Origin of the sequence: Curtobacterium sp. PhB78 (assembly GCF_003751685.1) — a bacterium.
GTDB lineage: Bacteria > Actinomycetota > Actinomycetes > Actinomycetales > Microbacteriaceae > Curtobacterium.
Genome location: NZ_RKIA01000002.1, coordinates 85,446 through 99,700, shown reverse-complemented (window position 1 = coordinate 99,700; position 14,255 = coordinate 85,446). Strand labels below are relative to the sequence as shown.

Sequence of the window (14,255 nt, the reverse complement as noted above, 5' to 3'; positions counted from 1 at the left end):
CGCCGGGCGGGCTGCTAGACGAACGCGGCCTGCCCGGTGATCGCCCGACCGACGATGAGCGTGTTCACCTCGCGCGTGCCCTCGTACGAGTAGATCGCCTCGGCGTCCGCGAAGAACCGGGCGACACCCTTGTCGAGCACGATGCCGTTGCCGCCCTGCACCTCGCGACACCAGCCCACGGTCTCGCGCATCTTCGCGGTCGCGAACGCCTTCGCCAGGGCGGAGTGCTCGTCGCCCCCGACGCCGGCGTCCTGCATGGCCGAGGCCTGCGTGCAGAGCGCGATCGAGGCCGTGATGTTCGACAACGACTTCACGAGCAGGTCCTGCACGAGCTGGTGCGCGGCGATGGGCTTGCCGAACTGGATCCGCTCGCGGGCGTACGCGAGCGCTGCTTCGTAGGCGCCGACCGCGATGCCGACGGCCTGCCAGGCCACCTCGGTGCGGGTCAGGCGGAGCACCTCGGCCGTCGACCGGAACGAGTCGGCGCGCTGGAGCCGACGCGATTCCGGCACACGCACCCCCTGCATGACGATGTCGGCGTTCTGCACCCCACGCAGCGCGATCTTGTCCTCGATCTTCGTGGCGGTGAAGCCGGGGGTGTCCGTGGTGACCAGGAAGCCCTTCACCTGTTCGTCCGCGACGTCCTTCGCCCAGATGACGACGACGTCGGCGAAGGTGGCGTTGCCGATCCAGCGCTTCTCACCGTCGAGCACCCACGTGTCGCCGTCGCGGCGGGCGGTGGTGCGCAGGCCACGGGCGGAGTCGCTGCCGGACAGCGGTTCGGTCAGGCCGAACGCCCCGATGAGCTCGCCGGCCGCCATGCGCGGCAGCCACTCGCGCTGCTGTTCTTCGCTGCCGGCGACGGCGATCGAGTTCATCGCCAGACCCGACTGCACGCCGATGAACGTCGCGACGCTGGCGTCGACGCGTCCGAGCTCGAGCGCAGCCCACCCGCGGTAGACGGCCGAGTTCTCGAACTGGCGCACGAGCGGGATCCCCGGCCCGTACATCCCGAGCTCGGCGAGCGGGGCGATCACCTGCATCGGGAACTCGGCGCGTGCCCAGTACCCGTCGGCGATGGGCGCGACCTCGCGCTCGAGGTACTCGCGGAGCCGCCCGATCGACGCGCGCTCCGGCTCGGTCAGCTGCTGTTGGAAGCCGTAGAAGTCCGATTCGAGGAGGCCCGTCGTGGGCGTCAGCGTTGACATGGAACCAACGATGCATCATTCTCGAAAACGTTGCAAGGGAGGACCGCGTGTACACATCGGATTCTGCGCTGCGCGCCTTCCGGGAGGCCCGCCACACGTTCATCGACGGCTCGCGGATCGACATGGGCGCGTTGGCTGCCGCACTCGGCGTGGACCGTACGTCGCTGTTCCGGTGGGTGGGCAACCGTGACCGGTTGCTGTCCGAGATCCTGTGGTCCCTCGCAGTCCCGACGCTCGACCGGGCGTCCCGTGCTGCCGACACGATCGGGTCGTCCGGAGCGGCGCGCATCGTCGACGTGCTCGACCGGTTCACCGCCGACCTCATCGAGGCCACCTACTTCCGCGCCTTCCTGACCCGCGAGCCCGCGCGGGCGATGCGCCTGCTGACCACCTCGGAGAGTGACGTGCAGAGCCGGTTCGTCGAACGGGTCACCGCGCTCGTGGTCGAGGAGCAGTCGTCCGGCGAGTTCGATCCGGCCCCGTTGTCCGCCGAGGAGCTCGCCCGGCTGCTCGTCCGGATCTCAGAGTCGTTCACCTACGCTGAGTTCATCTCCGGTGAGGCCCCCGACCCCGTCCGGGCACGCGCCGCGTTCGAGTACGTGCTGCGCCCCGCCGCCGATCACGCCACACCCGCACCTCCGATCGGAGACCGATGACCATCGACGAGTACCCGTTCCGCCGCCTCTACCCCACACGGTGGAACGACAACGACATGTTCGGGCACGTCAACAACACGATCTACTACTCGGCGATGGACAACGCGTCGACGTACTGGTTCCGCGAGGAAGCGGGTCTCGACCCCTTCACGTCGGAGTGGATCGCGGTGCTGGTGTCGTCGAGCTGCCGCTTCGTCGAGTCCGCCGTGTGGCCGGACGTCATCGAGGTCGGGATGCGCTCCAAGCACCTCGGGAACACGAGCCTGTCGTGGGAGTTCGGCCTGTTCCGGCAGTCCGACGGCGCGCTGCTCGCCACCGGCGAGTTCGCGCACGTCATCATCGACCGCGAGGGTGCCCGCCGACCGATCCCCCTGCCGGAGTCGCTGCGCGCGCTCGTGACCGGCACGATGGTCGCGCAGGAGCCCGCCGTCGCCGACTGACGCTGCGCGCCGTCGCCCGACACCGACGCGGCGCCGCCGCTCGGGCGCTGACCCTGCCCACCCCGGCGCACAACCAAAGTGCCCTCGAACCGCGCAATCGCGTGGATCGAGGACACTTTGGTTGTGCAGGCCGGATCGGGACCGGGCTCCGGGGGCTGGCGCAGCGAGAAGGTCAGGGGCGGTAGTCGTCGCGACGGGGCTGGTTCAGCCGCACAGCGAGGTCGTCACCCGCGGGCTTTGCGCCGTTCAGAGTCCCGAGCACCTTCGCCGCCGTCGACAACACGAAGCCGATCCCCCGGCCGATGGCTTGAATGAAGCGCATGACGTCCCCTCTCGTCACCCCATGCTAGCCCGCGGCCCGAGGACTGCTCAGGACTGCTCAGGACTTGAGGGCAGCGAGCTCGAGGTTGATGTCGTCGGGGTCCTGCACGGACAGGATCACCATGCCGGCGTCGCCGAGGTCGGTGACCTCGCCGTGCTCGACCCCCGCGGCGTCGAGGCGTGCAGCCGCCTGGTGCAGCTCGTCGACCGACCCCACGACGAAGCTCACGTGGTCGAGCCCGACGGTGTCCGGGTCGAACGTCTGCCCCGCCGGAGCGACCGGGCGCAGACCGAAGACCTGGTCGCCGAGCCGGAACACGGAGCCGCCGTAGAAGCGCTCACGGTCCTCGCGAACGCCGGGCTCGTCGACCTGGTCGCTGAAGTCGATCGCCGGGTCGGTGCCGAGCAGCTGCTGGTAGAACGCCTTGCTGCGGTGGATGTCGGTCACGGTGACGCGGACGTGGGCGAGGGCGGTCGGGCGTGCGAACGGTTCGGTCATGGTGGAACTCCTCCGGGTTCGACCCGACGCAGGGCTGTCGGGTGCGCGCCGTGGTTGCGACGCGCACCCGAGGCAACGCTCTGCCCCTCCGAAGCACCCGACACCGTGCGGCGACCGGACAGCGGCGCTGGACGGCGTTCCGCGCGTCGCACAACCAAAGTGCCCCCGAACCACGGTTCGCCGCAGTTCGGGGGCACTTTGGTTGTGCAAGCGGCGCTGGACCCGAACGCCAGCGCCGCGGTCGATCAGATGAGCTCGTCGGTCAGGTGGTTCGGCGTGCCGAAGCGGTGCGCCGTGATCGAGACCGCTTGCTCGCGGACGAACGGCAGGATCTCGAGCCGACCGGCTTCGGTCACCGGGCCGCCGTACACCGCGACGTCGGGACGCCCACCGATCGCCGAGTACAGCGCCGAGGTGTCGCCGCCGATGAGGCGGACACGGGTCGACGGACCCGCCCCGATCGACGACGCGAAGGACTCGTCGGAGACCGACTGCGACACGGAGCGCACGTTGGGCAACGATCGGATCGCCGCGGCGACGGACGACGGCAGTGCCGCGACCGCCGACACCTCGATCGTCGTGCCGGCCCGGAGCGCAGCCGCGACGACGCGGACGAGGTCAGGAACAGCATCCTCGTCACCAGAAGCCAGGCGCACCAGCACCGACGGGAACGGCAGGTACCGCGCGATGTTCCGCTCGGCGCTCAGGGCCGAGACGTCGGTCGCGGTGCCGAACAGCGTCGACCAGGCCTGCTCGTCCGACGCCAGCGACCGGTCGAGCACCGGCGAGGTGACCCCGGTCGCACGAACGAAGGCGCTGACCGGAGCGGAAGGAACGGACGCAGCAGTCGACAGCGCCGGCGCCCACGACCCGAGCCCGAGCAGGTAGTTCAGCCCGCCGGCCTTCGTACCCGCGCCGACGGCCGACTTCTTCCAGCCACCGAACGGCTGCCGGCGGACGATGGCGCCCGTGATGCCGCGGTTGACGTAGAGGTTGCCCGCCTGGATCCGCCCGAGCCAGGTACCGATCTCGGCCGGGTCGAGCGAGTGCAGGCCCGAGGTCAGGCCGTAGTCGACCTCGTTGACGATGTCGATCGCTTCGTCGAGGGTGTCGGCGGTCATCATGCCGAGGATCGGGCCGAAGTACTCGGTGCGGTGAAACTCCGAGCCGCGGCGGACGCCCTGGCGGACACCGGGGCTCCAGAGCTTGCCGGTCTCGTCGAGCTGCTTCGGCTCGACGGCCCAGGTCTCCCCCGCACCGAGCGTCGTCAAGCCGGCGAGCAGCTTGCCCGAGGCCGGCTCGATGATCGGGCCCATCTGGGTGGTGGGGTCGGTCGGCGAGCCGACGGTGAGCGAGGACACGGCGTCGAGGAGCTGGTTACGGAAGCGCTTCGACTTCGCGACCGAGCCGACCATCACCACGAGCGACGCGGCCGAGCACTTCTGGCCGGCGTGCCCGAAGGCCGAGGCGACGACGTCCTTCACCGCGAGGTCGAGGTCCGACGACGGGGTGACGATCACGGCGTTCTTGCCCGAGGTCTCGGCGAGCAGCGGCAGGTCAGAGCGGAACGAGCGGAACAGCTCGGCGGTCTCGTAGGCACCGGTGAGGATCACCTGGTCGACCATCGGCGAGGCGATGAGCTGCTGGCCGAGCTCGTTCTCGGACACCTGCAGGAACGCGAGCACGTCGGCCGGGGCCCCGTGGGCGTCGAGCGCGGTCTCGATGATCGAGGCGAGGACGGCTCCGGAGCGCTCGGCGGGCGGCGCCGGCTTGAGGACGACGGCGGACCCGGCAGCGAGTGCGGCCAGGGTCGAGCCGGCGGGGATCGCGACCGGGAAGTTCCACGGCGGCGCGACGAGGGTCAGCGTGGCCGGGGTGAAGGTCGCACCGTCGAGGTCGTCGAGCTGCGACGCGAGCGAGCCGTAGAAGTGTGCGAAGTCGATCGCTTCGGACACCTCGGGGTCGGCCTGGTCGATGGTCTTGCCGGTCTCCGCGGCCATGACCTCGATGAGTGCTGCGCGGTTCGCCTCGAGTGCGTCGCCGACGGCGTGCAGCACCGCGCCACGAGCGGCACCGGACCAGGTCCCCCAGACCGCACCGGCGGCCTGGACGCGAGCGAGCGCCGAGTCGAGCGACGCGGCGGAGTCGACCCGGGCCTCCTGGACGGCGCGGACGCCGAGCGTCGACGACGCGATCCGGTCCGTGATCGCCGACCCCCACTGGCGCACCGACGCGACCGACGGGTCGCTGTCCGGCGTGTTCTCGAACCGGCCGGGTCCGGGGCGCCCAACGGCCGCGTAGCGGTCGGCGACGCGGTGGGACGCGGGAGCGGCGAGGCCCTCGGGTGTGGCGAGCGGCACGAGCGAGGCGCGGAAGCGTTCTTCTTCGCGGGCGAACAGCGGCGGCGACGACACCAGCGAGAAGACCGCGGACATGAAGTTGTCCTGCGAGGCGCCTTCTTCGAGGCGGCGGATCAGGTACGCGATCGCGACGTCGAACTCGCCGGGGTGGACGACCGGCGTGTAGAGCAGGAGGGAACCGACCGTGTTCTTCACTGCCGACGCCTGGCCCTGCGCCATGCCGAGCAGCATCTCGAACTCGATGCCGTCCCGCACGCCCCGCTCACCGGCGAGCAGCCACGCGTGCGCGACGTCGAACAGGTTGTGCCCGGCGACGCCGACGCGGACGTTCTCGACGCGCGACGGCGTGAGTGCCCAGTCGAGCACGCGCTTGTAGTTGGTGTCGGAGTCCTGCTTGGTGTGCCAGGTGGCGAGCGGCCAGCCGTGCACCGAGGCCTCGACCTGCTCCATGGGCAGGTTCGCGCCCTTGACCAGGCGGACCTTGATGCCGGCACCACCACGGGCCCGGCGAGCGGCGGACCACTCCTGCAACTGCTCCATCGCGGCGAGGGCGTCGGGCAGGTACGCCTGCAGGACGATGCCGGCTTCGAGCCCGAGGAACGCAGGCTCGTCGAGGAGCTTCGTGAAGACCGCGATCGTCAGGTCGAGGTCCTTGTACTCCTCCATGTCGAGGTTGATGAACTTCGCCGGGGTCGAGGCCGCGGCGCGCTCGAACAGCGGGCGGAGCTGCTCGACGATGTCGTCGACGGCGTGGTCGAACGCCCACGGCGAGTGCGGGTGCACGGTCGACGAGACCTTGATCGACACGTAGTCGACGTCGTCGCGTGCCAGGAGCTTGTGCGTGCCCTCGAGCCGGCGCGCGGCCTCGCGCTCGCCCAGCACGGCCTCGCCGAGCAGGTTCACGTTGAGCCGGACGCCGTCCCGCTTGATCTTGGCGATGGCGGGCCCGAGCTTCGAGTCGGTCGCGTCGACGATGAGGTGGCCGACCATGCCCCGCAGCACTCGGCGAGCGATGGGCACGACGACGCCCGGAAGCACCGGTGCCATGCCGCCACCGAGGCGCACGAGTCCGCGCATCGCGGCGGGCAGGAACCCGGGGGCACCGGGCGCGATCTGCCGGAGCTTGCGCGCGGCGACGGCGAGGTCTTCCGGGCGGACGACGCCGTCCACGAAGCCGACCGCGAAGTCGAGACCGGCGGGGTCGGCGAGCACCCCGGCGAGCTGCTTGGCGGAGCCGTCCACCGGGAACGACTCGGCCTCGGCCAGCCACTGTCGGACGAGTGCGACGGACTGGTCCGCCAGCGCGTCGTGGTCGGTGGCGGGGTGCTCCTGCAGGGTCGTCATGGGATCAGTGTGGAGGCCCGGGATACGGTAGCGGAAGCGACCGTTCCTGATGAGTACCGTTCACTTGCACTACCGAATCAGCCGCGACCCCGCTACCGTCAGACCATGCTCGACGTCCGCCGCCTGGTCCTGCTCCGCGAGCTGTCGATCCGCGGCACCATCGCCGCCGTCGCCGAGGCCATGAACTTCACGCCGTCGGCGGTCTCGCAGCAGCTCAGCGCCCTGGAACGCGAGGCCGGCGTGCAACTCCTCCGCAAGGCCGGACGACGGTTGCAGCTCACCCCGCAGGCCGAGGTGCTCGTCGCCGCCGCCGGCCACGTGCAGGACGTGCTCGAGCAGGCCCAGGCGCAGGTCGAGGACACCCTGCCGTCGGTCCAGGGGCGGGTGCGCGTCGCCGTGTTCCAGTCCGCCGCCCTCGCGCTGATGCCCAACGCCCTGCACGAGATGGCCACCGAGCACCCCGACGTCCGGGTCGAGATGGTGCAGCGCGAGCCGGAGACCGCCCTGAACGAGACGTGGGCGCGGGACTTCGACATGGTCATCGCCGAGCAGTACCCGGCGCACGCCGCCCCGCACCTGTCCGGGCTCGACCGCTCGGACCTGACCACCGATGCGGTCCGCCTGGCGCTGCCGCCGCTCGACACGGCGCTGCTGCCGGTTTCAAGCCTCGAGGACGCCGAGGCCCTGCCGTGGGTGATGGAACCCCGCGGGACGGCGTCGCGACACTTCGCGGAGCAGGTGTGCCGACGCTGGGGCTTCGAGCCGGACGTCCGCTACGAGACCGCCGACCTGCAGACCCAGATCCGACTGGTCGAGTCCGGCAACGCGGTCAGCCTGATGCCGGACCTGATGTGGACCGGACGCACGACGACTTGCCGGTTGCTCGAACTGCCCGAGCAGCCCCGCCGGACGATCTTCACCGTCGTGCGCGCCGCCGGGGCGTCCTCGCCCGCGGTCCGTGCGCTGCGCGCCGCCCTCGAACGTGCCGCGGCGGCCGTCGGCGACTGATCTGCCTGACGCGCCTGACGCGGTGGACCGCACCGGATGACGGACGGGAGGCCCGTGGCGGATCCGCCACGGGCCTCCCGTCCGACGCGGGTTGCCGCACGGACCCCCAACCATGGTCACATTCCGGTCACCGACGCCTGAACGGCCACGCAGCCGCACTACGATCCGAGCAGGCCGAAACTCTCGGCAGATTCTTACGATCCGGCCACCCAGCCGGACCTGAACATGGGGGGAACCCGTGCACCGCAGCACCTCCGCCGTTCGTCGCGCTTGCGCCGTCGGCACCACCGTCGCACTCGTCGGTCTGACCACCGGTCTCGGCATCATGTCGGCAACCGCTGCCAGCGCCGTCGAGCCGACCGACTCGACGCAGCCCGTCACCTCGAACGAGACCACGGCCCCCGTCGCGACGGAGACGCCCACACCGACCGACGAGCCGTCGGTCCCCGCAGACGAGACCACGGAGACCCCGGCCCCGGCACCCGCCGAGGAGACCCCGCTCCCCACCCCGAGCGACGACGCGACCACCCCGGCCGACGAGCCGACCGCTCCCGCGACGACGGCTCCCGCCGCCGAGACCCCGGCTCCGACCGCGACGCCGACCCCGGACGTCACCGCGAAGGCCGCCGACGCGACCGTCACCATCGACGGTGCGGCCAAGGTCGGCACCCTCCTGAGCGCCGTCGTCACCGGCTTCGACGAGGACTCCTCGTACAAGTACGTGTGGGCTGACCAGGACCGCAACGTCCTGTCGAAGACCGCGACCTACCGCATCGACCCCACCGACGTGCGCAAGACGATCACCGTCACGGTGACCGGCACGCTGCCCGGCGCGACCGAGACGACCTCGGTGACGTCCGAGGCGACCGCCCCGGTCGCGCAGGACCCCGCGTTCCTCGGCACCGACGGCAAGCCCACGAAGGCCGGCGCCGACGCCGACCACCCGCTCGCTCTGAGCACCGCCGCCGGCGACGCGTTCTCGTACACGTTCCGTGCGCAGGGTTCGCCCGAGCCGACGTACAAGCTCGACTGGTTCGAGTCGTACGACGCCGAGAACGCCGCGGAGAACGAGGAAGAGGGCTACTTCCCCTCCGATCAGCTGCCGGACGGCCTGACCTTCGACGCGTCGACCGGTGAGCTGAGCGGCGTCACGACGTGGGTCTCCGAGTGGGACTTCGCCGTCACCGCGACCAGCGGCACCGCATCGGTGACGCAGTACGTCGCGCTGAACGTCGAGGCCGGCGCCCCGGCCGGCATCCTGGTCTACACGACCGACCGCGCGGGCCTGTTCGACGACGACGACAGCGACGACCGGACGACCTGGATCATCGCGCCCGACGGCAGCGTCATCACCCTGAGCCCCGAAGAGTTCATCGAGGGCGGTCGCCCGACCATCAAGCAGGGCGGCACGCTCGTCGTCGCTGGTGGTCTCGCCGACCGCTACGGCAACCCGATCGTCGACGTCGACGAGGACGCTCCGGTCCTGCTGCCGACCGTCACGTCCGACATCGCCAGTGACGTGATCGCTCCAGACCCCGACTTCGGTGACTTCGGGCTCGTGAACGTCACGTTCCCGCACGCCTCGACGCACAACCTGACCGTCGCCGCTGGCGCGTTCAGCACGTCGTTCCCCGTCGAGGTCCAGCCGACCGCCGCCACCGTCGTCACCCCGACGACCCCGGTCGCAGCCGCACCGGTCACCCCGACGAACCGTGGCGGCCAGCTCGCCTACACGGGTTCGGACGCCACCGGCGCCCTGCCCTGGGCCCTCGGCCTGCTCGTCGCCGGTGCCGGCCTGATCGGCGCCCGCACCCTGCGCCGTCGCCGCGCACAGCGCTGACGGACGACCAGCGCTGACGTACGACCAGCGCTGACGGTCCCCCGTCGTCTCCCGTCCGTCGCGTGCCCGCGTGACGGACGGGAGGCCCGGCTCGGCCCCGCCTGTCCCCTCCCCGGGGCGGCGGGGCCGTTTCCGTCCCACCGTCGGTAGCGTGGGCACCATGCCCACGCTGCTGCACATCGACTCCTCGGCCGACCTCTCCCACTCCCGTTCGCGCGCGCTGACCGCCGCGTTCGCCGATGCCTGGCGCGCACGCGGACCGGAGTACACGGTGGTCCGCCGCGACCTGCACGTCGACCAGCTCCCGCACCTCGAGACCTCGGCGCTGCACTGGGCGGCAGCGGACCGCACCGCGGACGAGACCGTCGCTCCCGAGGCCGAGGCCCTGCGCCAGGAGGTCATCGACGAACTCCTCGCCGCCGACGTCGTGGTCGTCGGGTCGCCGCTGTACAACTACACGGTGCCGTCGACGCTCAAGGCCTGGATCGACCGCATCCACATCCCCGGGGTCCTGGCGGGCGACGTGCAGCCCCTGGCCGGCCGTCCGGTCGTGACCGTGGTCAGCCGCGGTGCGACCTACGACGCCGGCACCCCGACCGAGGACTGGGACCACGGCTCGCCGGTCCTGCACCTCATCCTCGGCACGGCGCTCGGCATGAAGCTCTACCCGATCACGGTCAGTGCGACCCTGGCCGACCGGCTGCCCGACCTCGCCCCGCTCGCCGAGCACGCGTCCGCCGAGCTCGCCGACGCGAAGACGACGGTCGAGCGCCTGGCCACCACGCTCGGCTGACGTCAGGACGCGAGCGGTCAGGCGGGGCGGACCTCGCCGGACCGGCCGAGCAGCTCGGCGTGGAACGCCGTCTGCGTCAGCGCACTCGCGAGCAGGAACCCGGTCATCGACTCGATCCCGCCGCTGAACGGCACGCGGGCGGCGACCTCGAACAGCGTGGGCAGGTCGAGCAGGTCGAGCGCCTCGGCGACGTGCCGTGACCGCTCCTCGCGGTGTCGAGCCAACGTCTGCGCGCGGGCGACGACGTCGGCGAACCGGTACTCGTGGCCCGGGCAGACCTCGAGCCCGGCGTGCACGTCGAGTCGGCCGAGCGACGCCAGGTAGTCGCCGAGCGGGTTCGTGGCGGTCCGACCACCGAGGCCGATCCCGGAGTTGATCCGCGGCAGCACGTGGTCACCGGTGAACAGCAGCCCGTCCGGCTCGTCGACGAAGCACACGTGCCCGGCGGTGTGCCCGGGCGTCCAGAGCGTCCGGATGGTGCGCCCCGGGATCGGCAGCACGTCGCCGTCGGCCAGCAGCAGGTCGGCGTACGGCGCCTCGCTCCGCCCGAGTCCGATCCGTCGCCCGCTCCCCCAGGCCGCGACGACGCCGTCGTGCAGCCCGGGAGGCAGGCCCCACGTGGCGATGTCGGCGTCGTTCCGCACCGCGTCGGTGCGCTCGCGCTCCAGCGCGTCGACCTCGAGCCCGTGCATCGCGACCCGCGCACCGGTCGCTCGGCGGATCGCGGCGGCGGCACCGAGGTGGTCGGCGTGCAGGTGCGTCACGGCTATGAGGGACACGTCGTCGAGCGACCGGCCGATCGCCGACAGGGCGGCGCGGACCTCGTCGAGCCCGCCGTCGGCCGACCACCCGGGATCGATCAGCGCGAGGGATCCGTCCGACCCCTCCACCACGTAGACCAGGGTCGCATCGGGCACCCCGAACCGGAACGGCACCGCGAAGGTCCAGATCCCCGGCCGGACCTGTTCGACGGGCGGCAGGACGCCGTCGCGGAGCGCGGCGGCCTGCACGGGGCTGATCGGTTCCGGAGCCGGCGCTGCCGACGGGGGCACGGTCGTCACCCGCACCACAGTACTGACGCGAGCCGACCTGCCCCGGGTGATCCGGGCCTCCCGGCCGCACTTCGTGAGCAGAAGATGTCGAGTCGTCGCGCCGGACCCGACCATTCCTGCTCACGAAGCCCGCAGCGCCGCGCAGCGCTGCCCACCGGCGCCCGAGTAGACACGACGCATGGAGATCGCACCGATGCTGGCCAAGGCCGTCGCCGACGTCCCGGAACCCGACAGCGTGACCGGTGGCCTGCGGTACGAACCGAAGTGGGACGGCTTCCGCGGCATCGTGACGATCGACGGCGACGACGTCGAGATCGGCAGCCGCGGGGCGAAGCCGCTCACGCGCTACTTCCCCGAACTCGTCGAGGCCTTCCGCGCGCAGTTCGGCGGCTGCGACCACCCGGTGGTGCTCGACGGCGAGGTGATCCTGCGCTCCGGCGAGCCCGGAGCCGAGCGCCTCGACTGGGAGGCGCTGTCGCAGCGCATCCACCCGGCGGCCTCGCGGATCGCGAAGCTCAGTGCCGAGACGCCCGCGCAGTTCGTCGCGTTCGACCTGCTCGCGGCGGACGGCGACGAGCTGGTCGACCTGCCGTTCGACGAGCGACGTGACCGGCTGGAACAGCTCGCGAGCGGCATGTCCGACCCACTGTTCGTCACGCGCACCACACTCGACGTCGACCAGGCACGCGAGTGGCTCACCACCTTCGAGGGCGCCGGACTCGACGGCGTGGTCGCCAAGCGCCGGGCCAAGCCGTACGAACCGGGCAAGCGGACCATGCTCAAGATCAAGCACCACCGGACGGCCGACGTCGTCGCGATCGGGTACCGCGTGCACAAGAGCGGCTCGGGCGTCGGGTCGCTGCTCGTCGGGCTGTACGGCGACGACGGTGAGCTCCGCCAGGTCGGCGGCGTCTCAGCCTTCTCCGACAAGCGCCGGCTCGCCCTGGTCGACGAGCTCGAGCCGGTCGTGCTCCGCGATGCGGACGGGAGGCCCGTCACCGGTGACGGGGAACGGTCGCGTTTCTCGTCGGGTCGCGACACGTCGTTCGTCCGGCTGACGCCGGAGGTCGTGCTCGAGGTCCGTTACGACCAGATGGAGGGCGACCGGTTCCGGCACACGGTGCAGTTCGAACGGTGGCGTCCGGACCGCGACGCGGAGTCGTGCGGGTTCGACCAGCTCGAGGTGCCGTCGGCGTACGACCTGCGGGATGTCCTGTCCTGACGCGTGGTTGTCCGTTTTTCGTCGTCTTGCCGGTGATCGCAGGAAAGTAGTTAGCCGAACTAGCGAAACGCTGCCACGATGGAGACCAGCAGCACGAGGCACCCATCCCGGGAGCCCCAGGACCGAAAGCGGATCGACATGAGCACCAGCACGCTTGTCCGCCACTCGCAGCGGAACCCCTTCACCGAGGTGCGCGAGGCACGCCGCCACCGCACCCTGCAGCTCAGTGCGGTCATCAGCGCCATCGCCGGCGTGACCGCCACCGCGCTCGCACTCGTCACGATCGGCCTGGGCTCGTGATCGTCGACGGCATCAGCGACGCGCACCGCGGTACCTGGTCGCGCCTGACCCGTCTGCACACCGCGAGCGTCGGACTGCCGATGCAGACGTCCCGCGTCGACGACCCCGACCGCTCGACGGACACGCTGCCCGCCGTCTGACGGTCCCCGCTGGCTACGGGTCAGGACTTCTTCGCTCGGGACGGTTGCACGCGCGGCGGCTCGCCCGGCATCTTCGGGAAGTCTGGCGGGAACGGCAGTTCACCCTCGCCGTTCTCCAGGTCGCGCTCCCACCACGCCAGCAACGGCGCGATGCTCGCCGGCTCGTCGTGCATCGCCTGCCACGGGTCGCCGATCGTCGCCAGGCGCTCGGGGACGGTCCGGATCGTGAACGCCGTCGGGTCCGCCGTCGGCAGCTCGTCCCACGTGATCGGCGTCGACACCGAGGCGTGCGCGAGAGCCCGTGGGCTGTAGGCGCCCGCCATCGTGCGGTCGCGGTTCGCCTGGTTGAAGTCGACGAAGACCCGCTGGCCTCGTTCCTCCTTCCACCACGCCGTCGTGACCCGGTCGGGCATCCGCCGTTCGAGTTCTCGGGCGGCGGCGATCACGGCGTGCCGGACGTCGAGGAACTCGTGCTCGGGGGCGATCGGGGCGAAGACGTGCAGACCGCGGTTGCCGCTCGACTTGATCCATGCCGTCAGACCCGCTTCGCCCAGGACCTTCCGGAGTTCCTGCGCCACGGGCACCGTGTCGGAGAAGTCCGTGCCGGGCTGCGGGTCGAGGTCGATGCGGAGCTGGTCCGGGTGGTCGCTGTCCTCGGCGCGCGAGGCCCACGGGTGGAAGACCACGGTGTTCATCTGCGCGGCCCACACCGCGACGGCCGGCTCGTCGATGACGAGCTGCGGGTGCTTCCGGCCGCTCGGGTACGTCACCGTGACGGACCGCACGTAATCGGGGGCACCCTTGGGCGGGTTCTTCGAGAAGAACTGCTCGCCGTCGACGCCGCCGGGGAACCGCTGCAGCGAGATCGGTCGGTCGCCGTTCGCGCGGACGAAGGCGTCGCCCACCGTCACCAGGTACTCGGCGAGGTCGGCCTTGGTGATCCCGGCCTCCGGCCAGAGCACGCGGGAGGGGCTGCTGATCCGGACCTCGCGGTCCCCGTCCGGACCGGGCACCCGCACCGTCGTCGCTTCGCTCGCCATGCCCCGGAAGGTACTCGGTGCACGATGGACGG

General features: G+C 71.3%; 14 protein-coding genes. 8 read left to right on the top strand and 6 right to left on the bottom strand.

Annotation, left to right across the window (positions count from 1 at the left end; translation table 11 throughout):
• Positions 1 to 14: 14 nt before the first annotated feature.
• Positions 15 to 1,208: an acyl-CoA dehydrogenase family protein gene (locus EDF53_RS04255; protein ID WP_123292425.1), complete on the bottom strand. Its 1,194-nt coding sequence runs from the start codon at positions 1,206 to 1,208 to the stop codon at positions 15 to 17.
• A 47-nt stretch (positions 1,209 to 1,255) separates the two neighbouring features.
• On the opposite strand from EDF53_RS04255, the gene EDF53_RS04250 reads away from it, so the two are divergent.
• Both EDF53_RS04250 and EDF53_RS04245 read left to right on the top strand, forming a co-directional pair.
• A complete protein-coding gene (locus tag EDF53_RS04250; protein ID WP_123292424.1) occupies positions 1,256 to 1,864 on the top strand; it encodes a QsdR family transcriptional regulator in 609 nt (202 codons plus the stop codon).
• Complete coding sequence (locus tag EDF53_RS04245) at positions 1,861 to 2,304, top strand: thioesterase family protein (protein WP_123292423.1); 444 nt, start codon at positions 1,861 to 1,863, stop codon at positions 2,302 to 2,304. The genes EDF53_RS04250 and EDF53_RS04245 overlap by 4 nt, the downstream gene beginning before the upstream one ends.
• Before the next feature lie 172 nt (positions 2,305 to 2,476).
• Here EDF53_RS04245 and EDF53_RS19225 read toward each other — a convergent pair whose 3' ends face one another.
• The 3 genes from EDF53_RS19225 to EDF53_RS04235 form a co-directional block, all read right to left on the bottom strand.
• Positions 2,477 to 2,626, bottom strand: a complete 150-nt coding sequence (locus EDF53_RS19225; RefSeq protein WP_159574076.1) for a hypothetical protein — start codon at positions 2,624 to 2,626, stop codon at positions 2,477 to 2,479.
• Between the two features lie 57 nt (positions 2,627 to 2,683).
• Complete coding sequence (locus tag EDF53_RS04240) at positions 2,684 to 3,124, bottom strand: VOC family protein (protein WP_123292422.1); 441 nt, start codon at positions 3,122 to 3,124, stop codon at positions 2,684 to 2,686.
• Positions 3,125 to 3,369: 245 nt separating this feature from the next.
• A complete protein-coding gene (locus EDF53_RS04235; protein WP_123292421.1) occupies positions 3,370 to 6,828 on the bottom strand; it encodes a bifunctional proline dehydrogenase/L-glutamate gamma-semialdehyde dehydrogenase in 3,459 nt (1,152 codons plus the stop codon).
• A 105-nt stretch (positions 6,829 to 6,933) separates the two neighbouring features.
• On the opposite strand from EDF53_RS04235, the gene EDF53_RS04230 reads away from it, so the two are divergent.
• From EDF53_RS04230 to EDF53_RS04220, 3 genes are all read left to right on the top strand, one after another.
• Positions 6,934 to 7,836 (top strand): LysR substrate-binding domain-containing protein, encoded by a 903-nt coding sequence (locus EDF53_RS04230; protein ID WP_111086860.1) that lies wholly within the window; start codon positions 6,934 to 6,936, stop codon positions 7,834 to 7,836.
• A gap of 238 nt (positions 7,837 to 8,074) precedes the next feature.
• A complete protein-coding gene (locus tag EDF53_RS04225; RefSeq protein ID WP_123292420.1) occupies positions 8,075 to 9,676 on the top strand; it encodes a putative Ig domain-containing protein in 1,602 nt (533 codons plus the stop codon).
• Between the two features lie 160 nt (positions 9,677 to 9,836).
• On the top strand, positions 9,837 to 10,469 hold the full coding sequence (locus EDF53_RS04220) for an FMN-dependent NADH-azoreductase (RefSeq protein ID WP_123292822.1): 633 nt from the start codon (positions 9,837 to 9,839) through the stop codon (positions 10,467 to 10,469).
• 17 nt (positions 10,470 to 10,486) lie between these two features.
• On the opposite strand, the gene EDF53_RS04215 is transcribed toward EDF53_RS04220, so the two are convergent.
• The gene (locus EDF53_RS04215; protein ID WP_185020942.1) at positions 10,487 to 11,530 is read right to left on the bottom strand and encodes an MBL fold metallo-hydrolase; all 1,044 of its coding nucleotides are present in this window, start codon (positions 11,528 to 11,530) and stop codon (positions 10,487 to 10,489) included.
• A gap of 169 nt (positions 11,531 to 11,699) precedes the next feature.
• Between EDF53_RS04215 and EDF53_RS04210 the strand changes: the two genes are divergently transcribed.
• The 3 genes from EDF53_RS04210 (at position 11,700) to EDF53_RS19215 (ending at position 13,183) form a co-directional block, all read left to right on the top strand.
• On the top strand, positions 11,700 to 12,743 hold the full coding sequence (locus EDF53_RS04210; protein ID WP_123292418.1) for an ATP-dependent DNA ligase: 1,044 nt from the start codon (positions 11,700 to 11,702) through the stop codon (positions 12,741 to 12,743).
• Positions 12,744 to 12,881: 138 nt separating this feature from the next.
• Positions 12,882 to 13,043 (top strand): hypothetical protein, encoded by a 162-nt coding sequence (locus tag EDF53_RS19220; protein ID WP_185020941.1) that lies wholly within the window; start codon positions 12,882 to 12,884, stop codon positions 13,041 to 13,043.
• Positions 13,040 to 13,183, top strand: a complete 144-nt coding sequence (locus tag EDF53_RS19215; protein ID WP_159573682.1) for a hypothetical protein — start codon at positions 13,040 to 13,042, stop codon at positions 13,181 to 13,183. Before EDF53_RS19220 ends, EDF53_RS19215 begins: the two co-directional genes overlap by 4 nt.
• A gap of 20 nt (positions 13,184 to 13,203) precedes the next feature.
• On the opposite strand, the gene ligD is transcribed toward EDF53_RS19215, so the two are convergent.
• On the bottom strand, positions 13,204 to 14,223 hold the full coding sequence (gene ligD / locus EDF53_RS04205; RefSeq protein ID WP_123292417.1) for a non-homologous end-joining DNA ligase: 1,020 nt from the start codon (positions 14,221 to 14,223) through the stop codon (positions 13,204 to 13,206).
• Positions 14,224 to 14,255: the final 32 nt, after the last annotated feature.

What these genes read in the sequence shown, in the direction of transcription:
- EDF53_RS04255 (WP_123292425.1), bottom strand. Translation starts at nt 1,208, where the DNA reads ATGTCAACGCTGACGCCCACGACGGGCCTCCTCGAATCGGACTTCTAC.
- EDF53_RS04245 (WP_123292423.1), top strand. Translation starts at nt 1,861, where the DNA reads ATGACCATCGACGAGTACCCGTTCCGCCGCCTCTACCCCACACGGTGG.
- EDF53_RS19225 (WP_159574076.1), bottom strand. Translation starts at nt 2,626, where the DNA reads ATGCGCTTCATTCAAGCCATCGGCCGGGGGATCGGCTTCGTGTTGTCG.
- EDF53_RS04240 (WP_123292422.1), bottom strand. Translation starts at nt 3,124, where the DNA reads ATGACCGAACCGTTCGCACGCCCGACCGCCCTCGCCCACGTCCGCGTC.
- EDF53_RS04235 (WP_123292421.1), bottom strand. Translation starts at nt 6,828, where the DNA reads ATGACGACCCTGCAGGAGCACCCCGCCACCGACCACGACGCGCTGGCG.
- EDF53_RS04230 (WP_111086860.1), top strand. Translation starts at nt 6,934, where the DNA reads ATGCTCGACGTCCGCCGCCTGGTCCTGCTCCGCGAGCTGTCGATCCGC.
- EDF53_RS04220 (WP_123292822.1), top strand. Translation starts at nt 9,837, where the DNA reads ATGCCCACGCTGCTGCACATCGACTCCTCGGCCGACCTCTCCCACTCC.
- EDF53_RS04210 (WP_123292418.1), top strand. Translation starts at nt 11,700, where the DNA reads ATGGAGATCGCACCGATGCTGGCCAAGGCCGTCGCCGACGTCCCGGAA.
- EDF53_RS19220 (WP_185020941.1), top strand. Translation starts at nt 12,882, where the DNA reads ATGAGCACCAGCACGCTTGTCCGCCACTCGCAGCGGAACCCCTTCACC.
- ligD (WP_123292417.1), bottom strand. Translation starts at nt 14,223, where the DNA reads ATGGCGAGCGAAGCGACGACGGTGCGGGTGCCCGGTCCGGACGGGGAC.